Raw genomic sequence first — 24,025 nt, forward strand, 5'->3', positions numbered from 1 at the left:
TTCGCGCCAGCCGCATCAAACCCACCTGTTGCTGCGGCAACTCTGTACTGGAGCCAATGATATGGCCGCTACGCCTACTCCCCTTGAAGTGCGTAATATTAAAAAACGCTTTGGCGATACGGAAGTTCTGAAAGGGCTCTCACTGCAAGCCCAAAAGGGCGATGTGATTACCCTGATTGGTGCCTCTGGGTCGGGTAAAAGTACTTTTTTGCGCTGCATGAACCTGCTTGAGCAGCCCGACGATGGCGACCTCATTGTCCATGGTGAACCCATTCGCTTTAAAACCACTAAACACGGCCGCGAGCCCGAAGATTGGAAGCAGGTGGTACAAATGCGCGCCAAGCTCTCCATGGTGTTTCAAAGCTTCAACCTGTGGGCCCATATGACGCTGCTCGAAAACATCATCGAAGCACCGATTCATGTGCTGAAAAAACCCAAAAAAGAAGCCTTGGAACACGCCCACGCCCTGCTTGACCGCGTCGGCTTAACGGCCCGCGCCGACGCCTACCCGGCTCAGATGTCAGGCGGTCAGCAACAGCGCGGTGCGATTGCTCGCGCACTGGCGATGGACCCAGAAGTGATGCTGTTTGACGAACCTACCTCTGCCCTTGATCCAGAATTGGTCGGCGATGTATTAAAAGTCATGCACGGTCTCGCTGAAGAGGGCCGCACCATGGTGGTAGTGACCCACGAGATGAGTTTTGCCCGTGATGTATCCAGCCAAGTCATCTATCTTCACGAAGGCTTAGTGGAAGAAGCAGGAGCGCCTGCTGACGTACTGGATAATCCGCAATCTCCGCGCCTGCAGCAATTCCTGGCCCCTAAATACTGATCCGCGAGGCTCACCATGATTGATTTACAAGGTTATGGCCCAAGGCTGATTGAGGGGGCCGGCGTCACCATCCAGTTAGCGGTGCTGTCGCTGATTTTATCGATTATTTTGGGGCTACTGACAGCCAGCGCGAAGATGTCGCGCAACTGGTTCGCTCATCGTTTGGCCACGCTTTACACCACACTTATTCGCGGTGTGCCCGACCTCGTGTTGATGATGCTGTTTTTTTTCGGCGGCCAAATTGGCGTCAACATGATCACCGACTGGCTTTACTACTCGTTCGATATCGATATTTTTATCAATATTAATGCCTTCGTAGCGGGCGTTGTCACCATTGGGCTAATCTTCGGGGCCTATATGGGGGAAACCTTTCGTGGCGCTTTTATGGCGGTCGATAATGGGCAAATCGAAGCAGGTAAAGCCTATGGCATGAGCGATGGGCTGGTTTTTCGTCGCGTCCGTTTTCCGCAGATGATGCGCCATGCGTTGCCCGGCCTTTCCAACAACTGGATGGTATTGCTCAAAACCACAGCACTGGTCTCGGTAATCGGGCTTTCTGATATGGTACGTGTTGCCTCAGAAGCCTCTAAAGCGACGCGTGAACCTTTCACATTTATGATTATTGTCGCGCTTATCTATCTGCTCATCGCCAGCGTTTCGGAGTGGATCTTTGCTCGTCTGCAAAAACGCTACAACATTGGCTATGGGGAGGCAGACTAATGAACGCTTTCATGACATGGCTCGAAAATCAGCTTGCCGAGAACAGTATTTTCACGCTGCAAACGCTTTCCTACTATGGCGATGGGCTGACCACCACGGTGCAACTGGTCTTTTTATCCCTGGTCATTGGCTTAATCGCCGCGGTCCCCCTTGCCATTGGGCGCGGTTCAAAACATGCCTGGATTAAGTGGCCTATTTTTGCTTACACCTATGTTTTTCGTGGCACGCCGTTACTCATCCAACTCTACCTGATTTATTACGGCGTGGTGTTTGTGGACGGAATCCAAGAAACCTGGCTATGGGTGATACTTGAAGAACCGTTCGTTCCCGCACTCATTGCATTTACCCTCAACACCGCCGCCTACACGACCGAGATTTTTCGCGGCGCTATCAAGTCCACCTCGAAAGGTGAAATTGAAGCGGCTCGAGCCTATGGCATGTCACCTCAGCAGACCATGCGGCGAATTATTATCCCCAGCGCTTTTCGTCGCGCCCTGCCGGCCTACGGCAACGAAGTCATTTTCATGCTACATGCCAGCGCTATTGCCAGCGTAGTGACGATTATGGATCTGACCGGCGCGGCGCGCTTTGTCTATGCGCGTTTTTATGCACCTTTTGACGCATTCTTGTTTGTGGCAGCGATCTATCTGTGTTTAACCTTCACCATCCTGTATTTCTTTCGTTATCTTGAGAAAAAGCTGCTCGCACATCTACAGCCACAGAACTCCTAGTGTGAAACAAACGTTGGTTTACGCATCATTAAGCACTTTTCGTCAACGCCGAGTTAGGATAAGTTGTTAATGATCATCACAAAGCAACCTGTGACTAGCGTGGTCAACGCCATCATTACGCAGTGCTTGCTTAGATGAACTCTGCTTCCAAGGAGATACATAATGAAAAAACTGCTGTCTGTTTCACTGCTAGGCTTAGCCGTTGCAGCAAGCGCCGCCCAAGCGCAAGAAGACCAAGTACGTATCGGGGTTGATGTTCCTTACGAGCCGATGGAATATCGTACGCCGGATGGCGAGCTGACCGGCTTTGATATCGACCTGGGCAACGCCCTCTGCGAGCGTATCGGCGTTGAATGTGAGTGGGTGGTACAGGGCTGGGACGGCATTATCCCGGGCCTCATGGCACGCAAATACGACGCTATTATGTCCTCCATGACGATCAATGATGACCGTCGCGAGCAAGTGCTGTTCTCTGAACCCTATATCACCCCGCCATCCGCTTGGTTTGCTCCTGAAGGCACCGACCTTGATACAACCAATGAAGAGTCGCTCGCCGGCATGACCATCGGCGTTCAGCGCGGCACTCTGCAGGACAATTACGTAACCGACATGTACGGCGATGTCGCCGACATCAACCGCTACTCTACCGCCGACGACATGGTGTTGGACATGGAATCCAAGCGTTTGGACATCTTGTTCCTCGACTACCCGGTCGGTAAGTCCACGTTACTGGATAGCGAAGAAGGCAACTACGTTGTCGTTGGCGAGATGCTAACTGAACCTAAAGAGTATTTTGGTGATGGCTTTGGTATCGCCTTCCGTCAACGCGACGAAGCACTCGCCGAGCAGTTCAACGAAGCCCTGGCTGAAGTGCGAGAAGACGGCACTTACGACGAGATCTACAGCCGTTACTTCGGTGGGCAAGAGTAAGCATCACAGCAAGCCTTAATGTCCATCACCCCGGCAACCGCCGGGGTGATGCGTTTCTGTCTAACGCTGAAAATTCAGTGAACTAGGTAAAGCTACCTCTGTCTGTGTATCATTGCGCATGTTCAACACGGAGGTTCTATGGCTTACCCGACTAGCCCACCTACAGGCACGCTACCTCGCCCATCTTCCCACTGGACAGGCTGGGGACAGTGGTTGGCGCTGATCACCATGACCGTCGACCACCTCACGCGCTATGTGTTGCCCGGTGATTGGGATTTAAGCTGGGCAGGGTCTTCCATTGGCCGTATCGCTTTTCCGCTGTTTGCCGCCATGGTGGCCTGGCACGGGCTATTTAATACCCGTAACCCGCTGCGCTACTCAAGACGAATTCTAGTTATCGGCTTGGTTGCCCAACTGCCCTATATGATGATGCCGCGCGCATCGGATGCTTTTATCCTCAATGTCTGCTTTACCCTGGCCACTGGTTTAGCCTTAGGTACACTAGTGCGCCAAGGCTGGCAGCACTACCAGCAGCAAACGTTAGGTTTGCCCTGGTTGTTAGTCGGTGCGACGGTAGGCGTTACCGTGTGGTACTTGCTCGGTTTTTGGGTTGAGTATGGTCACAACGGCTTACTACTCATTCCGCTATTAATGTTCGCCCTGCACGCCTTGAGCCAAGCAGAAAACCATTTTCAAGCCCGCCTGTGGGCAGGCTTAGCGGCGTTTCCGGTACTCTGGATTGCCGGGCAGATGAACGCTTCTGATATGGCCAAATCGTTTACCGTAGGCACGTGCGTCGTCGTGCTGATACTTGCTGCCGGCGCCGCGCAGCGAATCCCCCCTGTCAGCTTAGTGATGCCGCGCCGCTTATGGCTAGCATGGTACCCCGGCCACTTTGCGCTAATCGCTTTATGGGTGCTGCTCATCGGCCAATTGGCTTAATCGTTCGGGTCACTGCATTTTATCGCGCATCCAGGGCTGGTAGCGGCACAGCTGCGCCCGCCCTTCTATTTTAGCGCGATACATCGCGATATCTGCCTGTTTAAGCACTTCTTCGTGGTCACAGGCGGCTGAAGTAAAGCAGGTATAACCAATACTCGGCGTTACGACCGTATCGCGACTTGCCAGTCGGTAAGGCTGAGAGAGCGCCTGCTGAACCTTTCGCATATAACGCTCAGCGCGTGCTTCGAGGTCGGGTGCCGAGGACTCATCAAACAACGCCAGCAACACAAATTCATCACCACTCAGGCGTGCGGCTATGTCACCTTCGCTCAGGCAACGTTCCAGTCGCCGAGCCACCTGCACTAACAAATTATCGCCGGTAGCGTGTCCTAAGGTATCGTTAATCAATTTAAACCGATCCATATCCAAAAACATCAGTAAACCGCTCTGACGTCCTTTGTGTTTCTCATCGCAGAGGGTGGCCAAACGCTCGATAAATAGCCGCCGGTTCGGCAAATCGGTGAGAGAGTCATAGAACGCTTGGCGATAGATGATCGATTCAGCGCGCTTACGCTCGGTAAAGTCTTCGATAATGGCCACACCGCCAACCATCTCATTACTGGCACTATGCACGCCGTTAAAAAAGGCTCGCAAAGGGGTGCCTACGCTCGCTTTGGGTAGATAGTAAGTGCCCTCGTAGTAGCCAGTCCCTTTATCGAGCGCTTTGAGTACTGCGTTGGCCACTTCTGGGTCCGCCGAACGGGATAACATCCGATAGCCGAGCAGTTGCGCGCGGTTAACATCCAGTATCTCCAGCAGCTTGCTATTACAATCAGTGACGTACCCCAGCCCATCAAAATGCAGCACCCCCAACGGAGAGTGTTGAAAGATCGAGCGGTAGCGATTTTCGCTCTCTTGTAGCTGTGCTTCACGGGCTGACATACTCACCCGCAAGGCAATGTTATCGTGAATAATTCGGCTTAACCGACGGCTGGTGGTAACAATCAGGCCAAGGAACAGGCTGAGCATGGCGCTAATTAAGATCGCCAGCGATGAGCCTAATAGTAAAAACTGTACTAACAGCGGGAGCAAAATCGGCAGTACGAAACCGAGTGCCACCCACCACACGGCAGAAAGCGTGGTTACTCCACCAGCAGCAATGCCCGCCAGTACAATCGAAAGTGCCGCAACCTGACCATGATGTTCGCCTGTAAATAGAACGATTCCACCGACACCCCATACGCAGCCAGCTGCAATCGACCCGGCGCTAAACCGGTAAAGCCAGCGACGACCCTGCTGTTGCTGTGCCGGTAAGCGGCGGAAATAGTAGGCCAAGGCAAGGCGAGCGAACGAAACAAAGGTCAATACTGCGAGCCAGGTGAGCAGTACCCAGCTTGCGACCACTGGCCACATGGCGGCTACTAATAGCATGCCGGCCAACACGCTGCTCAGCACCGGTTGCCAAAGATTATCGTACAGAAGACGTACTTTTTCGCTATGTAGGCGCTTTACAGTGAGATGGTGGTCGCGATGGAAACCACTGCGCAGCCCAGGGGCAGACCCAGCAGTTGAAGAGTGAGGCATACTGACTATCCGCCTAAAAGTCGCTATTAAGATCAGCATAATTAGCTGATTTTTTGTTGTGGTTCCTTTTTAGCGCATTTAGCCACTTTTAGCGATAAAAGTTGCAGATTGGTCAACCTTGGTACAAAAAAACCGCCTGAGATAAGCAGGCGGCTTAGAGACTACTGTTTGATGGAAAAGCTTAACCGTGGTGGCGGCGCCTCCGGCAGTAACGTACTGCAAGTGTTCACTTTTTCCAACAGTTCGGAATGGTTAGCCGCGAGGATATTGACGTGGGCGAGCTTACGACCTGCGCGCTCTGTTTTGTCGTAGCGATGCAGATGCGTATTAGCAAGCGCTAGAATCGCCGCGTTGTCGCCTTCACGACCAATCACATTAATCATGCAGGTGGGGGCAATCGCCTGGGTATCGCCTAACGGCAAGCCCTGTATCGCACGCAGGTGATTTTCAAATTGGCTGGTCACCGCGCCGTCCATCGTCCAGTGACCAGAGTTATGCACCCGAGGCGCCATTTCGTTGGCCAGTAAGCTGCCATCGCGGGTTTGAAACAGCTCTAGTGCCAGCACGCCCACGTAATCCAGCTCATCCAACAGCGCACGAATATAGCCATCAGCGGTTTGCTGAACGCTGGCATCCAGATCCGGCAGCGGCGCAACGGAATAGCGCAGGATGCCATCCACATGCTGGTTCTCGGCCATGGGGTAGAACACCACCTCACCATCACGACCGCGTACGGCAATCATTGAGACTTCGCGTACGAAATCGACGAAGGCCTCAACGACTAACTGCGCGTGGCCAATCGCGTTCCAAGCCTCGCCAGCCTGCTCGGGCTGTTTCAAAACGGCCTGACCTTTACCGTCGTAGCCTTCAGTGACTGATTTAGCCACGACCGGGCAACCCAGCTCACGGGCGGCGGCTTCTAGCTGTTCGGCGCTCTCGACCACCCGGTAAGCGGGCGTGGGAATACCTAGGCGATCAAACAGTGTCTTCTCTTCGACCCGGTTCTGGCACACTTCAATCGCGCGGCTGCTGGGGTAGACCGGTTTGTGCTGCTCAATCTCGCGCACCAGTTGAACGGGGAGATGTTCGAACTCGTAGGTCACCACATCCACCTTGGCCAAAAACTCAGCCAGATGCTGGTTATTGGGATCGACAATCACATCGCCAATCCCCGCACTGGGGTTACCCGTGGTATCTAAAAACGTGAAACGATTACCCAGTGGATAACCCGCTAGCGCCAACATGCGGCCTAATTGACCTGCACCCAGTACACCGATGTTTTTTACAACGGCGCTCTTTGCAATACCTGAGCTCATAGCCAGACTCCTTATTCCGCTTCCGGCTCGGGGCGCGGGTCCGGGTTATCGAGGACTTTTTGAGTCTGCTCTGCGCGAAACGCTTCGACAGCGCTGCGGACCGCCGTATCTTGCAGGCCAACGATCTGCGCCGCTAATAAACCTGCGTTGGTCGCGCCGGCTTTGCCAATCGCCAGGGTGCCCACAGCGATGCCGCCCGGCATCTGTGCAATGGAAAGTAGCGAATCCAAACCTTTTAGCGCTTTAGACTCCACCGGCACACCCAGCACCGGCAGTGGCGTTTGTGAAGCCACCATGCCTGGCAAGTGCGCAGCGCCGCCCGCGCCCGCCACGATAACCTGCAAGCCGCGATCGGCAGCACTCTTGGCATAGTCGAACAGCAGGTCAGGCGTGCGGTGCGCCGACACTACGCGGGTTTCATACGCCACGCCCAAACGCTCCAGCATGGAAACAGCGTGCTCCATGACCGGCCAATCAGACTTGGAACCCATGATCACGCCCACCTTGGGTGCGCTGTTCGACGACATGCAAAACTCCTCGGCCCAACGGCCTATAACAGCGAGATAAAAAATCGAAAAATAGCGTGTACCGAACCCGATACACATAAAAATTGGAAGGCACATAGTCTACCAGAGCTAGCCCGTTTGCGGGCTTTGCCGAGGTCGTGAAATTTTCATCAAAATAGGCATTGAAATGCGCACCGGTTGGCGGCATTGTGTGTTTGTCATTTCAGACTGATGGAGCCACATGAGCACGGCACGCGCAACTGCCACTGCGGAACAGCTTGATCCTCCGCGAAGCAGCCCTGACCTCGATGTCAGGGAACTTGAAAAACGTACGCGATTAATGCGTATTATCACCCGTCTGATCGCCGTATCAGACCTAGGAAGCCGAGATATTGCCCGCCGGGCAGGGCTTCCCGTTCAGAAAATCAGCGACCTGCTCGCCGGAAGGCTTGAGCACCTGGGAGTGGATGAACTCCACGCCCTGCGTCGCACCTTAGAGCTGGAGGCGCCATAGCAGACACTTTTCTGCTTTTCCCACTTCTCCACTCCACGCAGACCGCCCCTCGGCGGTCTGCCAAGAAAGCTTTTTCCTTCCCGCTCAAGCGCTATCTCGAAGAGCCATCTCAAAGAGCTATCCCAAGCCCTATCTCAAGCCCTACTCCGGGATTGCTTCACTGCGTTGGTAATTTAAAAATCGAGGTCGCCGCGCTTTGCTCGCGATGACACTCACATGTCATGGCAAGGAGCCTGCGACGCAGCAATCTCTCCTTGAGTTCGCAATGATCAAGCAATGTCTCATTGCTCACGGCGCAATCGCAATTCCCCCAAACGCGACAACAGCCACCACTACCCAAGCGGGCAGCTTCCATACGGTTAATAGCAAGAAACCGGTGAGCGCCAGGGCAAACTCTTCTGCGCCAATGATCGCGCTGGTCCACACCGGCTGATAAAGCGCTGCGCCTAAAATGCCGACCACCGCCGCATTGGCACCGCGCATCAGTGCCTGGGCACTGCCCCACTGACGAAATTGATTCCAGAAAGGCAGCACACCCACTAACAGCAAAAAGCCGGGGATAAAGATCGCCAGCAGCGCCAGCAAGGCGCCGACTAAACCATTGATACCGGGCAACAGCGCGCCTAAATAAGCGGCAAAGGTAAATAGCGGCCCTGGTACTGCCTGGGCGGCACCGTAACCGGCCAAAAACTCATCCGGCATGACCCAACCCGACTGCACCACTTCAGCTTCCAACAGCGGCAGCACCACATGCCCGCCGCCAAAAACTAACGCGCCAGAACGGTAAAACGCATCCGCGATATCCAGCCAAGCAGCGACTCCCGCCAGTAACGGCAGCAGGATCAACAGCCCACCGAACAGCCCCAGCGCCACCATGCCAGCCTTGCGCGATACTGGAAAATGTAGCGACTCACTTGCTTCTGCAGCAGCGCTATTGCGACACAGCACTAACCCGACCAACCCCCCCAAGATAATCGCCGCGACCTGGCCCAGCGGGCCGCTGACCAGCACCACCGTAAATACCGCCGCAAGTGCGATGCCCGTGCGAGTTTTATCCGGGCAAAGATTACGCGCCATGCCCCACACCGCGTGGGCCACAATCGCCACCGCCACCACTTTTAAGCCATGGATTATGCCACTGGCAATGGGGCCATCCAGCACCGCCGCGCCAAACGCAAATAGCACAAGGATGATCGCCGAGGGCAGCGTAAACGCCAGCCACGCCATAGCTGCCCCCCAAGGCCCCGCACGCAATAAGCCCAGTGCAAAGCCCACCTGGCTGCTGGCTGGCCCCGGCAAGAACTGACACAGCGCCACTAGATCTGCGTAGACCTTCTCAGAGAGCCACTGACGGCGCTCCACAAAGGCCGTGCGAAAATACCCCAGGTGCGCCACCGGGCCACCAAAGGACGTTAAGCCGAGCGCTAAAAACACCCAAAACACTTCACCTATGCGCCCGCGTGCCTGCGATTGCTCCATCATGTTGGCCACCTGTTATCCCATTAAAAAAGCGCAAGGCTTTTATACTAAGCCTTGCGCTTTAATTTTTTATGACAGCGTGTTCATGAGGATACGCTCATAACGGCAACGCGGATTACTCCTGGTCGGTCACCGCGCCGGTGCTGGCCGAGCTAACCAAACGCGCATACTTAGCCAGCACGCCGCGGGTATAGCGGGGTTCTGGCTGCTGCCAGGCAGCTCGGCGGCGCATCAACTCTTCATCGGAGAGGTCGACGTCGATGGTGTCCGCTTCAGCATCAATGGTGATGGTATCGCCATCTTCCACCAGCGCCAGCGGGCCGCCGTCAAAGGCTTCCGGTGATACATGGCCGACCACAAAACCGTGGCTGCCACCCGAGAAACGCCCATCGGTAATCAGCGCCACGTCGTTACCTAAACCGCGGCCCATAATCGCTGAGGTCGGTGTGAGCATTTCGCGCATACCGGGGCCACCTTTCGGCCCTTCATAGCGAATCACCACCACATCGCCCGCCACTACGGTGCCATCGTTAATGCGTGCCTGGGCCTCTTCTTCCGAGCCAAATACCCGCGCAGAACCTGAGAAGCGTGTGCCCTCTTTGCCGGTAATCTTCGCTACCGCGCCTTCCGGTGCCAGGTTGCCGTAAAGCATGCGCAGGTGGCTTTCCGTTTTAATCGGATTACCCAGCGATGCAATGATCGGCGGTTCGGCGGGATAAGGCTCGATCTCGGCCAGGTTTTCTTCCAGCGTTTTGCCGGTAACGGTCAAGCAAGTTCCGTTGAGCAAGCCCGCGTCCAGCAAGGTTTTCATCAGCGGCTGAATACCACCAATCGCCACCAGCTCGCTCATCATGTAGTGACCGCTGGGGCGCAGGTCAGCGAGTACCGGCACGCGCTTTCCAATTTCAGTGAAGTCGGACAACGACAGCTCAACGCCGATGGTGCGCGCCATGGCGATAAGGTGCAGTACCGCATTGGTAGAACCGCCCAAAGCGATAGTGACCGTGATGGCGTTCTCAAAGGCCTCGCGGGTCATGATATCGGAAGGCTTAATATCGTCCGCCAGTAGCGCCAGCACTGCTTCGCCAGCGGCTTTACAGTCGTCGCGCTTCTCCTGGGAGATAGCGTTCTGCGCCGAGCTACCCGGCAGGCTCATGCCCAGGGCTTCAATGGCCGACGCCATGGTATTGGCAGTGTACATACCGCCACAGGAACCGGGGCCGGGGATCGCCGTTTCTTCGATGTTTTTAAGCTCGATCAGGTCGATATCACCACGGGAGTGCGCGCCCATCGCTTCAAAGACCGAAACGATATCGGTATGCCCCTTGCCGGGCATAATGGTGCCGCCGTAAACAAACACGCTGGGGCGGTTTAAGCGCGCCAGACCCATCATGCAGCCCGGCATGTTCTTATCACAGCCGCCAATGGCCACCAGGCCATCAAAGCCTTCGCAGCCCGCCACGGTTTCGATGGAATCAGCGATCACTTCCCGCGATACCAACGAGTACTTCATGCCTTCGGTGCCGTTGGCAATACCATCGGAAATCGTAATGGTATTGAAAATCACACCTTTACCACCGCCCGCATCGGCGCCATCGCGGGCAAACTCGGCCAGCTCATTAATATGGCTATTGCACGGCGTTACCATGCTCCAGGTAGAGGCAATGCCCACCTGGGGCTTTTGAAAATCGGCATCTGTAAAACCCACGGCGCGCAGCATGGCACGACTGGCGGCTTTACCAGGGCCATCGACCACTTGGGAAGAGTGACGGCGGGAGTTTTGCGATGAATCTGACATTAGAGATCTCTCTTAGCATTGTTCACAGTATCCGCATAGCTTGGCGATGCCACGGCGTTCGCGCAAGAGAAGAGGGCGTATAAGTAAGCTTATTTAAAGCAATTACTGCCAGGAGCGCCCATCACGCGGCAAATCGCCCTGGGGATCATAGACCTCTAATGTATCGCTTTCTGTTAGCGTTTCGGTATAGAGCACAAGGTTTATGCCTAAGCCGCATGCCAACGAAGGAAAAAGTATCCCCTTAGCACCTTGCTCCAACGCCATATCGCCTAATAGCCAGCTCGGCGGCTCAATACGTTGATTAAACCAATACTTACGCCAGTCACAGCTGAGCTCTTGCCACAGGCTGTCCCATTTTGAGTGATAGCCTGATCGAAAATCGACAATATTAGTTACGCTGACCGTATAGCTGACAATCAGCCCAGGCGGCATCAATGCAGAAAGCTGCTTGTACTCAGCTAACGCTGTTTGCTCCTCAAGTGAAAGATATAACGCATCTACACCAACCCGGTTCAGCCGCCCGCCATACTCTCTCGCACCGGCCCCACTCGTAGGAGAAAACGCCCAGCGTGGAACATGTACCCGGTATGCCTGAGTTTTCAGCTCTGGCAGCAATATCATCCCGCCACACCTGCTTGCAGCGACTGAACATAGCGCAGAAGGTCATTTGAGCGCCCTTCACTCACGAGTTGCTCGGGTGTTTTATAGTCAAACGCACTCAGCGGCTCATTGCGAAACCAAAACAGGGCGTCATGGAAGTCACCATTAATATCCGCCGCGGCGCCGAGCACACGGAGTGCATCACGCAGATAACGTTGGAGTTTTTCTGCCCCCTGGGCACGTGAGATCGTCGTACGATGAACGTGCGCTTGACTAGCAAGCGTTTGAATATCGATGCTCAATGCACTGGCAAACAACTTCGGGTTAATTAATGGGTGGCGCTCTTCTCGAGCAACGGCCTTCAAGTCAGCCAAAAACCGCTCGAACGAATCAGGCACCAGATAACCGGAAGGCTCATTAAGTGATTCTTTTACATTGCCCATTGCCATCAGAAACCTCCTGCTACGCTTACACAACCAAAATACAACCTATATGCATCATATATTCATCATAGCATCTATCAAACAGGACGCTAGGGTTTCAAGCTTCAGAACTAAACTTATGGCACCATACACTTAGTCGCCCCGCCACCGCCGTGAGGCACCATCCATTAAGGAATCGTGCATGTCTGCAAACTCTCTGCTCACGCAAACGCCGCTAACGCCCGGCTTTATGGTGGTGCATGCCAATCGCCTGGAAGATTTGCGCGGTTTGGCGGTGGAGTGGATGCGCCGACACCCGCTCTCGCCGCTGGAGAACGAGACCATTCTGGTGCAGAGCAACGGCATTGGGCAGTGGCTAAAACTGGCGCTAGCAGAAGACCCGGCCCAAGGCGGTGCAGGCATTGCCGCAGCATTGAACGTTACGCTGCCTGCGCGCTTTCTATGGCAGGCCTACCGCACAGTGCTTACGCAGCTAACCCACGACGACCAAGCGGTGCCCGAAACCTCGCCGTTTGATAAGTCACGGTTGATATGGCGCCTTCTGCGCCTGTTGCCCAGCCTTGCCGAGCAGGAAGCTTTTGCACCGCTGGCGCGCTTTTTGGAAGTCGATCGCGACCAACGCAAGCACTACCAACTGGCCGAGCGGCTGGCGGATCTGTTCGACCAGTACCAGGTGTATCGCGCCGACTGGCTGGACGCCTGGGCGAAGGGTAACGACGTACTCATCACCGCCCGTGGCGAAGCCCGCCCGCTGGAAGCACACCAAATGTGGCAGCCAGAACTGTGGCGCGCACTGCGCGACGATGTGGCCAATAATCTAGGCGACGCAGGCCTTAACAGCAGCCGTGCCCAGGTACACAGCCGCTTTCTGGACGCCGCCGTTCAGCTTGAAGGTCAGGACTGCCCGAACGGATTGCCCCGGCGATTGATCATTTTCGGCATCTCATCGCTGCCGCAACAGATGTTAGAAGCACTGGCGGCGCTATCGCGCTGCTGCCAGATCGTGCTCTGCGTGCACAACCCCTGCCAGTACTACTGGGCGGATATCATCGAGCATAAAGACCTGCTGCGCGCCAGCCGCTACCGCCAGCGGCGCAAGGTCGGCATGCCCGACACTTTGGATGTATTGGGCACCGGCGATGTCGACGACGCCCTGCACCTGCACGCCCAGCCGCTGCTGGCCGCCTGGGGCAAACAGGGGCGCGACTATCTGCGCCTGCTCGACGAGCACGACGATGCAGGCAACTACCAAACCCTATTTGAGCAGCAGGCGTTGCGCATCGACATGTTCGAACCCTTCAGCGGCGAAGAGCACAACTGCCTGCTCAGCCAGCTACAGGACGATATCCGCGAGCTGCGCCCGGTCGCGGAAACCCAAACCCACTGGCCCGCGCTCGACCCGACCAGCGATGACTCCATCGTGTTCCATATCGCCCACGGCCCCCAGCGGGAAGTGGAGATTCTTCACGACCAGCTACTGGCGGCGTTCAGCGCCGACCCGGAGCTGCGCCCGCGGGATATCATCGTCATGGTGCCCGATATCGACCGCTATGCGCCGCACATAGAAGCCGTGTTCGGACAGTACCGCGCCGCTTTCGGTAGCTATAACGCCAATGCGAGACCCGATGACCCACGCTACATCCCATATACCCTTTCGGATCAGGCCAGCCGCCACCGCCTGCCGATGATGATCGCCCTGGAAAAACTTCTGCGCCTGCCGGAACTGCGCCTCTCGGTAAGCGATCTACTCGACTTGCTGGAAGTCCCCGCGCTGCGCACCCGCTTTGGCATCGATGAACACGACCTGCCCACCCTCAGCCGCTGGATCGAGGGCGCGGGCATCCGCTGGGGGCTCAATGCCGAGCAGCGCACCCGACTCGACCTACCCGAAGGGCTAACCCAGAACACCTGGGCCTTTGGCCTGCGCCGACTGCTGCTGGGTTACACCGTGGGCAGTGCAGAGGCATGGCAAGGCATTGAGCCATTCGACGATATTGGCGGGCTGGAAGCTTCCCTGGCAGGTCCGCTGGCAAATCTGCTGGAGAAGCTGGAAAGCACTTGGGAAACCTTCTGCCAGCCCACCGATACCGCCACCTGGGTGGCCCGGCTGCGCGAGCTGCTGGAAACCTACTTCCTGACCGACGACGCCCAGGAAAGCGTCATGCTCACCAAGCTGGAAACCGCACTCCAGCAGTTGCTGGACAGCACCGAAGAAGCCGCGCTTGTTGATCCCCTGCCGCTCTCCATGGTGCGCGAACACTGGCTGGGGCAAATCGACGAACACAGCCTTTCCCAGCGCTTTCTTGCGGGTGCGGTCAACTTCGCCACCTTGATGCCGATGCGGGCTATTCCCTTCAAACACGTGTGCCTGCTGGGCATGAACGATGGCGAGTACCCGCGCTCGCAGCCGCCGCTGGATTTTGACCTGATGGGCAGTGACTACCGCCCCGGCGACCGCTCACGGCGCGAAGACGACCGCTACCTGTTTCTGGAAGCGCTGCTTTCCGCCCGCCAACAGCTCTATATCAGTTGGGTGGGCCGCAGCCAGATCGACAACAACCCCATGCCGCCCTCGGTGCTGGTCGGCCAGTTACGTGACCACCTGGAAGCGGGCTGGCACACGAAAAACGGCGAGCCGCTGCTGGAAGCGTTAACGACCGAACACCCGCTGCAGCCGTTTAGCCGCCGCTACTTTACTGAACCACCCAGCGACTCACCCGCCCAGGCACGGCTGTTTACGTATGCTCACGAGTGGCACGCCCTGCATACCTCTAACGGCGAAAGTACCCAAGGCGCAAAGTCACCAGCGCTAAAGGCAGACAGTGAACAGCAGAGCACACTAACCCTGAATCAGCTGGGCAGCTTTCTACGCGACCCTGCGAAGGCATTTTTCAACACCCGCCTGGGGGTCTATTTCGAGCAGGAAGAGCTTACCCAACTGGATGTCGAGCCCTTCACCCTGGACGGGCTACAGAACTGGCAGTTGCAGGATCAATTAATCGCCGCCCAGCGCCATGCCGTGGATAACGGCCAGCCGCGAGTGGAAGCGCTGCATGCCGCACTGGAACGCTTTAAAGGCCAGGGCGTGCTGGCCGTGGGCGCCTTCGGCGAGCGGATGCGTGAAGCGCTGGCGGAACCGATGGAAGCACTATTCGGCGCCTACGAAGAGGCACTGCAAGAGTGGCCACATGTGGTAGCCGCGCCACAGGCGGTGCATGTTGCTGTTGAAAGAGCTGAAAGCGCTGAAAGCGCAGAAGGACAGATAACGCTGGAGGACTGGCTGGGAGAACTGCGTCAGGATGAGGCGGGCAACCGCTGCCGCCTGTTACTGCTCAGCAGCAGCTTGGTCAGCCAGGGGCGTGGCCGTGGTCAGTACCGCTGGCAGCATCTGCTGCGGCCCTGGGTCGCGCATCTGGCGGGCAATAGTGAGCACCCAATGACCACCCAGCTACTTTCCAAAGCCGGCCATGTGCGCCTGGAACCGTTAGAGACCGAGAATGCCCGCTACCAGCTAGATGCCCTACTCAGCGCCTGGTGCGATGGCATGCAGGCACCGCTACCGCTGGCTCCGCAAGCCGCTTTCGCTTGGCTGGCTAAGCTTGGCACGCCTGACAGTGAGAACGATAGCGACGCCTACGCCGCCGCCGAAACCGCCTACGAAGGCGGCCGCTTCCAGACCGGCGAAGTCGCCCAAAGCGCCTACCTCTCTCACCAATGGCCTAGCTTCGAAAAGCTATTCAACGAGCGTGCCCTCGGCCACAGCTTCGCCACGCTGAGCGAAGCGCTCTACGCGCCGTTGCACAGTGCGGTAAAGGGATGACTAAGCCGCACTCGGCGCTAGGGGGTCTACCTCAAACGCTAATCACGCTTCCCATTCAACGCCAAAATGCGCTTTGCCAGCGAGATCATCTCCGGGTCGCCGGTGTTCTTTTCCGCCACATCGGAAAGTTTGATCACCGGTAGCCAGCCCTGCCCCTCGGGGCGCGCTTCGACCATCTTGATCACCATGTTCATCGGCTCAACGCCCACATCGTTGGTGAAGTTAGTGCCGATACCGAACGCCATCCCGATGCGATCCTGACAAAAAGCCTGGATACGCTCGACCCGCTCCGGCGTCAGCGCATCTGAGAAGATAATCGTCTTGCTCAGCGGATTGATGCCCAGGCGTTCATAGTGCGCGATAGTCTGGGAGGCAAACTCGAAAGGGTCGCCGCTGTCGTGGCGAACGCCATCGAACAGCTTGGCAAACTTCTTATCGAAGCTGTCGTAAAAGGCCTTGGAGGTAAAGGTATCCGTCAAGGCGATACCTAAGTCGCCGCGGTAGACATCCACCCAGTGCTCCAGCGCAAGACTATTGGCCATTTTGAAACCAAAGCGGGCACCGTGGAACATAAACCACTCATGGGCGTGGGTGCCGATTGGCTTAACCCCGTGACGCATGGCCAGCAACACATTGCTGGTGCCGCTGAACGCCTCGCCACCATAGTGACCAAGTGCGCCCACCACGCGGTCGTGAACGTCAAACGAGAAGCGCCGCCGGGTACCGAACTCGGCAATTTTCAGCCCTAAGCGGCGGTAGAGTTCGATCTTCTCCTGGGCGCGCTGCTCAATCAACGCATCGGCTTCAGGCGTGATCGTTACACCGCGCACGCGATACCAAAGCTCGCTGATCAACGCCATCAGCGGCACTTCCCAGAGAATGGTGCGATACCAAGGCCCTTCGATGATCACCGAAAGGTCGCTCCCCTGCTGCTCGATAATCACCTCGCTGGGGTTGTAGTGAAACCCGGCGAGGAAGTCGAGGTAGGTAGGGTCGAGATAAGGGCACGTCGTTTCGAGGTAGCGCTTCTCTTCATCGCGCAGGCGAAGTTCCGCCATCTGATCGACTTCGCGGCGCAGCGCGGCACCGAAGCCTTCAGGAAAATCGTGCTCGCCACGGTTGATAAAAGCGTAGCGCGCATGGGCATAAGGAAAGCGTTTGATCACGGCGTTCTGCATCGTGATCTTATAGAAGTCATTATCCAGCAGCGATGTCAGCATGAGATCCCATCGTTAGAGTGAACCGAAGCCGCCGGTAGCGTAAACTAAAATGCACCTAAAGTGGCTCGGCGATAAGATTATCAGGTGGCGGGGCAGTCATACAGTTAAGGAGCTGACTTCATGCGTATTACTCAAACACATCGAGCGATCATTCTCTCCGGGGTAGAAGAGTACATTGATGCTGATGTGGAAGTTCTTGTCTTCGGTTCACGACTTGATGATACCAAGCGAGGCGGCAGTGTTGATCTATTATTGACCTCCAAGACAGAGATCTCCGAGCTTTCTTGTGACGAACTCAAAAGCATTCTAGAAGAATATCTTAAGCTGCCGGTTAACATTGTCACCTATGATCCGTCCGATGAACCAAGCCCGCGCCAGGCGAAAGCCTTAGCTGAAGCTCTGCCTATTGATTAGAAGGATACGTCATGAGCCAGCCCGCCCCCCTCAATCCATTGAGCCTCCCGCTCCACGGCAGCCGACTGATAGAGGCCAGTGCTGGCACCGGCAAAACCTTCACCATCGCCCTGCTTTATGTGCGTTTGGTACTCGGTGGCCATAGCGTTGACGACGATACGGGATTTGTACGCCCGCTCACGCCACCGGAAATCCTGGTCGTTACCTTCACCAACGCCGCCACCCAAGAGCTCCGCGAACGTATCCGCAATCGGCTGGTAGAAGCAGCAGAAGTATTTCGAGCTGAGGACGTAGAAGGAGTGGCGCCGGGGGCAAGCCGTAGTGGAGGTCATTCAACAGGGATGTTGAATGTAGCGCCCACGGATGGGTTCACAGCGCCTCCACGTAGGCTTGCCGCCGAGGAAGCCCCGGTTGCATTAGATCCGTTGCTCCTAGAACTCCGCGACCAATACGCCCCTGCCACCTGGCCCGCCTGCTCGCGGCGCTTGGCACTGGCTGCCGAATGGATGGACGAAGCCGCGGTTTCCACCATCCACAGCTGGTGTTACCGCATGCTGCGCGAACACGCCTTCGACAGCGGCAGCCTGTTCTCCCTCAACCTGGAAAACGACCAGCGCGAACTCGAACAGGAAGTGGTGCGCGACTACTGGCGCAGCTTCTACTATCCGCTGGACAGCGACGCCCTCGGCATTGTCACCCGCTACTGGAAATCACCGGACGACCTGCACGCACCGCTGCAACGGCTACTGCCCGAAAGCGAAGCGCTGGGCGACGCAAAGCCCGCGCCCAGCGAGACCCTGGCCGCCACCCAGGCTGAACGCGCCGCCCAGCTCAGCGAACTCAAAGCCCCCTGGGCCGCCTGGCTCGACGAACTGGTGCCCGCCCTGGAAGACGCCGCCAAACGTAAAGCCTTCAAGGGCCAGAGCTTCAACGCCAAAAGCCGCGCCAACTGGCTAGGCGCCCTACGCGAGTGGTGCGACACGGAGGCCGACCGCCCCGCGCTCACCGACGCCGCCTGGAAACGCATGACGCCCGACGGCTTGGCCGATATCTGGAAAGAGGGCGCACCGCCCTGCCCGCAAGCCTGGCAAGCGCTGGCACAACTACCGCAAGCGCTGGATGCCCTGCCCGAGCCGCGAAACGACCTACTGATTCACGCCGTACAGTGGTGCCGCGCCCGGCTGGAACGCGAACAGGAACGCCGCGCCGAGATGGGGCCCAACGACCTGCTCACCCATCTGGATCGCGCCCTCAAAGGCCCCAACAAAGAGGCCCTGGCCGCGCAGATCCAGCGCCAGTTCCCCGTGGCACTGATCGACGAGTTCCAGGATACCGACCCGATCCAGTACCGCATCTTCAACGCCGTGTATGACGTCGCAACGCCCCGCCGCGACAGCGCCATCCTGCTGATTGGCGACCCCAAACAGGCGATCTACGCCTTTCGCGGCGCGGATATTTTCACCTACCTGCAGGCCCGCCACGACACCGATGGCCGCCACGTCACGCTGGGTACCAACTTCCGCTCCAGCCGCGCCATGGTAGCGGCGGTCAACCACTGCTTCAGCTACGCCGACCAGCACGATGCCGGCGCCTTTCTGTTCCGTGCCGAGGGCGGCCAAAATCCGCTGCCATTCAACCCCGTCAACGCCAAAGGCACCAAGGACACGTTGGTGCTCAACGGCCAACCGCTACCCGCGATGACCCTGTGGCCCCTGGAAAGCGACGAGCCGCTCTCCAAAACCGCCTACCAAACCGAGATGGCCGAGCGCTGCGCCTCGCACATGGCCGCGCTACTGGAAGCAGGCCGAAAACAGCAAGCGGGCTTTACTAAGGCCGCTGATGACAGCTGCGATAACGGAGAGCAACTACTCACTCCGCTGGCCCCCTCGGACATGGCCGTGCTGGTCAACGGCCTGCAGGAAGCGCGGGCGATTCGACTGGCGCTGGCCAGCCGGGGCATCAAGAGCGTCTACCTTTCCGATCACGATAAGGTGTTCAGTTCCCCCATTGCCCCACAGCTGGCCATTTGGCTGCGCGCCTGCGCCGAGCCCCAGGCCAACTCGCGCCAAGCGGAAGCCAAACTGCGCGCCGCACTCGCCACACCGGTGATGGGACTCTGCCTTGAGGAGCTTGATCACCTCAACCAGAGCGAGCTGGCTTGGGAAGCACGGGTCGAGCAGTTCAGCGACTACCACCGCCTATGGCAGCGCCAGGGCGTGCTGCCGCTGGTGCGCCGATTGATGGTCGATTTTGATATCGCCGCACGGCTGCTGGGCGAGTTCGCCGAGGGTGAGCGTTTGCTAACCGACCTGCTCCACCTGGGTGAAATGCTGCAACACGCCAGCCAGGAACTGGATGGCGAACACGCACTGATTCGCTTTCTGGCCGAAGCCATTGCCGACCCGGATAGCCACGGCGACAGCCACAAGCTGCGCCTGGAGAGCGACGCCGATTTGGTCAAGGTAGTGACCATTCACAAATCCAAGGGGCTGGAGTACCCGCTGGTGTTTCTGCCGTTTATCGCCAACCACCGCCCGGTCAGCGACACCGACCTGCCGCTGCGCTGGCACGATAGCGACGGCACGCTGCAGCTCAGCCTAAGCGCCGATGAAGCCACGCTGGTCACCGCCGACCGCGAACGGCTGGGCGAAGACCTGCGCAAGCTCTACGTCGCGCTCACCCGCGCCCGCCACGCCACGTGGCTTGGGCTGGCACCGCTAAAAAGCAGCGAGAACAGTGCCATCGGCCATCTGATCAACGGCGGCAAGGCCATCGCCCCCAGTGCGTTTACCCAAGCGCTAGGCGAACTCGTGGAAGGTAGCGACATTAAGCTAAGTGCCGCCCCGGAACCCACCGCGCTGCGCTTTACCCCAGCGCCGGAACAGCAGGCACTGGGCCACGCCCGCACCCCGCTGCGCCCCGCCCGTGAACAGTGGTGGATCGCCAGCTACTCGGCGCTGCGTACCTCTGGGGCTGTTTCAGAAGCAATGCCAGACGCGGCGCAGCCAACGCCCGCGCCGGAACCCACCACGCCCCAGGAAGCCACCACCCTGGAAGTGCTGGACGAACCCCATGACAACGCCATCAACACCGAAGCGTTTCACCTGCACCGCTTTCCGCGTGGCCCCGGCCCCGGCACCTTTCTGCACGGGCTTTTAGAGTGGGCGGGCCAGCTAGGCTTTAACAATGCGCTAAAAGACCCCGCCGCCCGGGAAGACATGCTGCGGCGGCGCGTGCAGCTGCGCGGCTGGCAGGCATGGCACGACACCCTGGCAGGCTGGCTGGAAGAACTGCTCGCCACGCCGCTTCCCTTGCCCCAACTTCTGTCACAGGCCCCATCACAGCCAAGCGAGGGCAGTCAGGTGGCGCTACGTGAACTCGACAGCTATCAGGTGGAACTGGAGTTCTGGTTTGCCGCGCATCAGGTACAAACACGCAAGTTGGATGAGCTGGTCAGTGACCACTTACTGCCAGGGGTATCGCGCCCCGTATTGGATGCCGACACACTCAACGGCATGCTCAAGGGCTTTATCGATCTCGCCTTTGAGCATGAAGGCCGCTTCTATGTGCTCGACTGGAAATCCAACTATCTGGGCAGCGACGACAGCGCCTACACCACCGACGCCCTACGCACCGCCATGCTCGAAAAACGCTACGATCTGCAAGCGGCGCTGTATATGCTCGCCCTTCACCGGTTACTCAAAGCGCGCCTGCCCGACTACGACCCGCACCAACACCTGGGCGGCTCGATGACGGTATTTCTGCGCGGCAGCCGCACCACCGCCCGGGGCGTACACGCCGTGCCCGCGCCAGTCGCGCTGATTGAAGTGCTGGATGCGCTCTTTGCAGGCACGGCAGCAGATGCAGTATCAGAAACAGGCCTAGAGGCGGTGGTATGAGTAATAGAGACACACAATCTATGAACCTAGACCTGTTCGCCGATGACGCGCCGCCCGCTGCACCCGATTCAACCGCACCGGTAACGCCACCGACAGAATCAGTCGCCCAGCCGCACCCTGCGCTAAGCGACACCGCCGCGCTATTCCTACTGTGTGAACGCTGGGTTTCCCGTGGCTGGCTGCGGGATCTGGATTTGGCCCTGGTGCGCTTTCTCGACCGCGAAACCCAGAACGCCCCGCCGCTACTGTTGCTAGGCGCAGCGCTGGCCAGCCACCAGCTCGGCCGTGGCCATGTTTGCCTGGATGTAGCCGCCACCCTGGAAGCGCCGGATTTTGCGCTTTCGCTGCCGCCGGAAGGCGACGACCTGAACGACCCGCCACCGCTGCCCAGCCATGTGCTGGCCACGCTAACGCTGCCCGAGTGGCAGGCCGCGCTCAACCACCCCACGCTGATCAGCGACGGCCCCGGCAATACGCCCCTGGTGAAAAGCGACTCCTCGCTCACTACCCGGCTCTACCTGCGCCGCTACTGGCAGTTCGAGCAAACCCTGCATCATGAAATCGCTGCGCGGCTCAGCACCGGTCACTCGGCGCAATCGCCACTACTCAAAAGCGCGCTGGATGCATTATTCCCCGCCACTGAAAAGCTAGATTGGCAAAAAACCGCCTGCGCACTTGCTGCCCGCAGCCCGTTCGCGATCATCACCGGCGGCCCCGGTACCGGCAAAACCACCACCGTGGTGCGCCTGCTTGCCCTGTTGCAAACCCTGCAACTGGCCCAGCCCAACGCCCATCCGCTGCGCATTCGCCTGGCCGCCCCTACCGGCAAAGCCGCCGCACGGCTGAATGAATCCATCGCCGGGCAGGTGAATGACCTACCCGTTAGCGGGTTGGAATCGCTATTAGATGAGCACTCAGCCGCTTCCTCATCGAAGGCAATAGACATTCCGACGGAAGTGACCACGATCCACAGGCTACTGGGCGCCCGCGCCGACACCCGCCACTTCCGCCACAACGCCGCCAACCCGCTGGCGCTGGATGTGCTGGTGGTGGATGAAGCCTCGATGGTGGATATCGAAATGATGACGGCGCTGCTAAGCGCCCTGCCCGCCAGCGCCAAGCTGGTGCTGCTGGGGGATAAAGACCAGCTGGCATCCGTGGAAGCAGGCGCCGTGCTGGGCGACCTGTGCCGCCGCGCCGACGCGGCCCACTACACACCCGCCACGGCGCAGTGGCTGGCCGAACTCACCGACCACCCGCTGCCAGAAACATTAATCGACCCCAACGGCCAGCCGCTGGATCAAGCCATTACCATGCTGCGGGTAAGCCACCGTTTTACTGAAACAAGCGGCATTGGCCAGCTCGCCCAGGCGATTAACCAGCCGCTAAGTGAGGCATTGCGGGAACGGGATAAACACCAAGCCGTGCATGGCGTACTGAATAACGGCTACGCCGACCTGCACCACCTAGTGTTGAAGCCTGACGCGCAAAACGAAGACAGCGCCCTAGAGCGCCTGGTGATCACCGGCAGCCCGGAACGTTTTCCCAATGCAGGCGAAGGCCGCACCAATTTCACGGCCGAGCCGATTGCACCGCCCACCGGCTACCAGCACTACCTAAATACCCTGGCGAGTGAACGGCCCGATACCACCTTGGCATTTGAAGAGAACGGTGAGATTTACGATGCCTGGGCAAAGCAAGTACTCAACGCCTATAGCCGCTTTCAGCTGCTATGTGCGCTACGCAAAGGCCCATGGGGAGTAGAAGGCTTAAACCTGCGCATAGCCAAAACCTTGCGTCGTGAAAAGCTGCTGTATGGCAACGACCACACGTTAGAAAAAGGCTGGTTCGAAGGCCGCCCGGTACTGGTCACCCAAAATGACTACGGTCTGAAACTGATGAACGGCGATATCGGCATCACCATGGCGGTGCCAGATCCACGCACTCCCGGTAGGACACTTTTACGCGTCGCCTTTCCGACCAGCGACCCGGAAAACCCGATTCACTGGGTGCTGCCTTCCCGCCTGCACGCGGTAGAAACCGTGTTCGCGATGACGGTACACAAATCCCAAGGCTCGGAGTTTCAGCACACCGCCCTGTTGCTACCGCAAACTCCCAACCCGATCCTGACTCGCGAGCTGGTCTACACCGGCATCACCCGCGCCCGCGACTGGCTCACGCTGATCGAAGCCAAACGTGGGATATTGAATGATGCGGTGACTAGGGAGGTTATGAGGGTGAGTGGGTTGGAGATGTAAATACCATTTAGTAAAAATA

18 protein-coding genes are annotated in these 24,025 nt (G+C 57.9%); 10 read left to right on the forward strand and 8 right to left on the reverse strand.

Going from position 1 to position 24,025, the window contains the following annotated elements:
* Positions 1-61 precede the first annotated feature (61 nt).
* From QEN58_RS12895 to QEN58_RS12915, 5 genes are all read left to right on the forward strand, one after another.
* Positions 62-832, forward strand: coding sequence for an ABC transporter ATP-binding protein (locus tag QEN58_RS12895; protein WP_280104037.1), 771 nt, complete (start codon positions 62-64; stop codon positions 830-832).
* 15 nt (positions 833-847) lie between these two features.
* Positions 848-1,552, forward strand: a complete 705-nt coding sequence (locus QEN58_RS12900) for an ABC transporter permease (RefSeq protein WP_280104038.1) — start codon at positions 848-850, stop codon at positions 1,550-1,552.
* Positions 1,552-2,283, forward strand: a complete 732-nt coding sequence (locus tag QEN58_RS12905) for an ABC transporter permease (RefSeq protein WP_280104039.1) — start codon at positions 1,552-1,554, stop codon at positions 2,281-2,283. The genes QEN58_RS12900 and QEN58_RS12905 overlap by 1 nt, the downstream gene beginning before the upstream one ends.
* A gap of 162 nt (positions 2,284-2,445) precedes the next feature.
* Positions 2,446-3,213 carry a transporter substrate-binding domain-containing protein gene (locus tag QEN58_RS12910; RefSeq protein ID WP_280104040.1) on the forward strand — a complete coding sequence of 256 codons (768 nt, stop codon included), beginning with the start codon at positions 2,446-2,448 and terminating at the stop codon, positions 3,211-3,213.
* A 138-nt stretch (positions 3,214-3,351) separates the two neighbouring features.
* Complete coding sequence (locus tag QEN58_RS12915; RefSeq protein ID WP_280104041.1) at positions 3,352-4,155, forward strand: TraX family protein; 804 nt, start codon at positions 3,352-3,354, stop codon at positions 4,153-4,155.
* Positions 4,156-4,164: 9 nt separating this feature from the next.
* On the opposite strand, the gene QEN58_RS12920 is transcribed toward QEN58_RS12915, so the two are convergent.
* From QEN58_RS12920 to purE, 3 genes are all read right to left on the reverse strand, one after another.
* Entirely contained in the window at positions 4,165-5,739 is a 1,575-nt protein-coding gene (locus tag QEN58_RS12920) for a diguanylate cyclase domain-containing protein (protein ID WP_280104042.1), read from the reverse strand.
* A 161-nt stretch (positions 5,740-5,900) separates the two neighbouring features.
* Positions 5,901-7,055 (reverse strand): 5-(carboxyamino)imidazole ribonucleotide synthase, encoded by a 1,155-nt coding sequence (locus tag QEN58_RS12925; protein ID WP_280104043.1) that lies wholly within the window; start codon positions 7,053-7,055, stop codon positions 5,901-5,903.
* A gap of 11 nt (positions 7,056-7,066) precedes the next feature.
* Positions 7,067-7,582, reverse strand: a complete 516-nt coding sequence (purE, locus tag QEN58_RS12930; protein WP_280104044.1) for a 5-(carboxyamino)imidazole ribonucleotide mutase — start codon at positions 7,580-7,582, stop codon at positions 7,067-7,069.
* A 220-nt stretch (positions 7,583-7,802) separates the two neighbouring features.
* Here purE and QEN58_RS12935 point away from each other — a divergent pair, with 220 nt between their 5' ends.
* Positions 7,803-8,075, forward strand: coding sequence for an XRE family transcriptional regulator (locus QEN58_RS12935; RefSeq protein ID WP_280104045.1), 273 nt, complete (start codon positions 7,803-7,805; stop codon positions 8,073-8,075).
* Positions 8,076-8,363: 288 nt separating this feature from the next.
* On the opposite strand, the gene chrA is transcribed toward QEN58_RS12935, so the two are convergent.
* The 4 genes from chrA to QEN58_RS12955 all read right to left on the reverse strand — a co-directional run bounded on the left by chrA (position 8,364) and on the right by QEN58_RS12955 (position 12,401).
* Complete coding sequence (gene chrA / locus QEN58_RS12940; RefSeq protein WP_280104046.1) at positions 8,364-9,557, reverse strand: chromate efflux transporter; 1,194 nt, start codon at positions 9,555-9,557, stop codon at positions 8,364-8,366.
* A 112-nt stretch (positions 9,558-9,669) separates the two neighbouring features.
* Positions 9,670-11,352, reverse strand: coding sequence for a dihydroxy-acid dehydratase (gene ilvD, locus QEN58_RS12945; protein ID WP_280104047.1), 1,683 nt, complete (start codon positions 11,350-11,352; stop codon positions 9,670-9,672).
* 102 nt (positions 11,353-11,454) lie between these two features.
* On the reverse strand, positions 11,455-11,973 hold the full coding sequence (locus QEN58_RS12950; protein ID WP_280104048.1) for an RES family NAD+ phosphorylase: 519 nt from the start codon (positions 11,971-11,973) through the stop codon (positions 11,455-11,457).
* Complete coding sequence (locus tag QEN58_RS12955) at positions 11,970-12,401, reverse strand: DUF2384 domain-containing protein (protein WP_280104049.1); 432 nt, start codon at positions 12,399-12,401, stop codon at positions 11,970-11,972. Before QEN58_RS12955 ends, QEN58_RS12950 begins: the two co-directional genes overlap by 4 nt.
* A gap of 175 nt (positions 12,402-12,576) precedes the next feature.
* On the opposite strand from QEN58_RS12955, the gene recC reads away from it, so the two are divergent.
* Positions 12,577-16,215 carry an exodeoxyribonuclease V subunit gamma gene (gene recC / locus QEN58_RS12960; protein ID WP_280104050.1) on the forward strand — a complete coding sequence of 1,213 codons (3,639 nt, stop codon included), beginning with the start codon at positions 12,577-12,579 and terminating at the stop codon, positions 16,213-16,215.
* Positions 16,216-16,253: 38 nt separating this feature from the next.
* Here recC and pncB read toward each other — a convergent pair whose 3' ends face one another.
* Complete coding sequence (gene pncB / locus QEN58_RS12965; RefSeq protein ID WP_280104051.1) at positions 16,254-17,435, reverse strand: nicotinate phosphoribosyltransferase; 1,182 nt, start codon at positions 17,433-17,435, stop codon at positions 16,254-16,256.
* 120 nt (positions 17,436-17,555) lie between these two features.
* On the opposite strand from pncB, the gene QEN58_RS12970 reads away from it, so the two are divergent.
* Genes QEN58_RS12970 through recD form a run of 3 tightly spaced genes read left to right on the forward strand, consistent with a single transcriptional unit; the run spans position 17,556 to position 24,006 of the window.
* Entirely contained in the window at positions 17,556-17,849 is a 294-nt protein-coding gene (locus QEN58_RS12970) for a nucleotidyltransferase domain-containing protein (RefSeq protein ID WP_280104052.1), read from the forward strand.
* Positions 17,850-17,860: 11 nt separating this feature from the next.
* Positions 17,861-21,748 carry an exodeoxyribonuclease V subunit beta gene (gene recB, locus QEN58_RS12975; protein ID WP_280104053.1) on the forward strand — a complete coding sequence of 1,296 codons (3,888 nt, stop codon included), beginning with the start codon at positions 17,861-17,863 and terminating at the stop codon, positions 21,746-21,748.
* A 20-nt stretch (positions 21,749-21,768) separates the two neighbouring features.
* Entirely contained in the window at positions 21,769-24,006 is a 2,238-nt protein-coding gene (gene recD, locus QEN58_RS12980; protein WP_425270331.1) for an exodeoxyribonuclease V subunit alpha, read from the forward strand.
* Positions 24,007-24,025 lie beyond the last annotated feature (19 nt).

It is taken from the genome of Halomonas alkaliantarctica, from assembly GCF_029854215.1.
Classification (GTDB): domain Bacteria; phylum Pseudomonadota; class Gammaproteobacteria; order Pseudomonadales; family Halomonadaceae; genus Vreelandella; species Vreelandella alkaliantarctica_A.

Bases quoted from the DNA above. Each gene is read 5' to 3' on its own strand.
- recC (WP_280104050.1), top strand. From the start codon at position 12,577: ATGTCTGCAAACTCTCTGCTCACGCAAACGCCGCTAACGCCCGGCTTT.
- ilvD (WP_280104047.1), bottom strand. From the start codon at position 11,352: ATGTCAGATTCATCGCAAAACTCCCGCCGTCACTCTTCCCAAGTGGTC.
- QEN58_RS12925 (WP_280104043.1), bottom strand. From the start codon at position 7,055: ATGAGCTCAGGTATTGCAAAGAGCGCCGTTGTAAAAAACATCGGTGTA.
- QEN58_RS12950 (WP_280104048.1), bottom strand. From the start codon at position 11,973: ATGATATTGCTGCCAGAGCTGAAAACTCAGGCATACCGGGTACATGTT.
- QEN58_RS12920 (WP_280104042.1), bottom strand. From the start codon at position 5,739: ATGCCTCACTCTTCAACTGCTGGGTCTGCCCCTGGGCTGCGCAGTGGT.
- pncB (WP_280104051.1), bottom strand. From the start codon at position 17,435: ATGCTGACATCGCTGCTGGATAATGACTTCTATAAGATCACGATGCAG.
- QEN58_RS12955 (WP_280104049.1), bottom strand. From the start codon at position 12,401: ATGGCAATGGGCAATGTAAAAGAATCACTTAATGAGCCTTCCGGTTAT.
- QEN58_RS12910 (WP_280104040.1), top strand. From the start codon at position 2,446: ATGAAAAAACTGCTGTCTGTTTCACTGCTAGGCTTAGCCGTTGCAGCA.
- QEN58_RS12935 (WP_280104045.1), top strand. From the start codon at position 7,803: ATGAGCACGGCACGCGCAACTGCCACTGCGGAACAGCTTGATCCTCCG.
- QEN58_RS12895 (WP_280104037.1), top strand. From the start codon at position 62: ATGGCCGCTACGCCTACTCCCCTTGAAGTGCGTAATATTAAAAAACGC.
- purE (WP_280104044.1), bottom strand. From the start codon at position 7,582: ATGTCGTCGAACAGCGCACCCAAGGTGGGCGTGATCATGGGTTCCAAG.
- QEN58_RS12905 (WP_280104039.1), top strand. From the start codon at position 1,552: ATGAACGCTTTCATGACATGGCTCGAAAATCAGCTTGCCGAGAACAGT.
- recD (WP_425270331.1), top strand. From the start codon at position 21,769: ATGAACCTAGACCTGTTCGCCGATGACGCGCCGCCCGCTGCACCCGAT.
- chrA (WP_280104046.1), bottom strand. From the start codon at position 9,557: ATGATGGAGCAATCGCAGGCACGCGGGCGCATAGGTGAAGTGTTTTGG.
- QEN58_RS12900 (WP_280104038.1), top strand. From the start codon at position 848: ATGATTGATTTACAAGGTTATGGCCCAAGGCTGATTGAGGGGGCCGGC.
- QEN58_RS12915 (WP_280104041.1), top strand. From the start codon at position 3,352: ATGGCTTACCCGACTAGCCCACCTACAGGCACGCTACCTCGCCCATCT.
- QEN58_RS12970 (WP_280104052.1), top strand. From the start codon at position 17,556: ATGCGTATTACTCAAACACATCGAGCGATCATTCTCTCCGGGGTAGAA.
- recB (WP_280104053.1), top strand. From the start codon at position 17,861: ATGAGCCAGCCCGCCCCCCTCAATCCATTGAGCCTCCCGCTCCACGGC.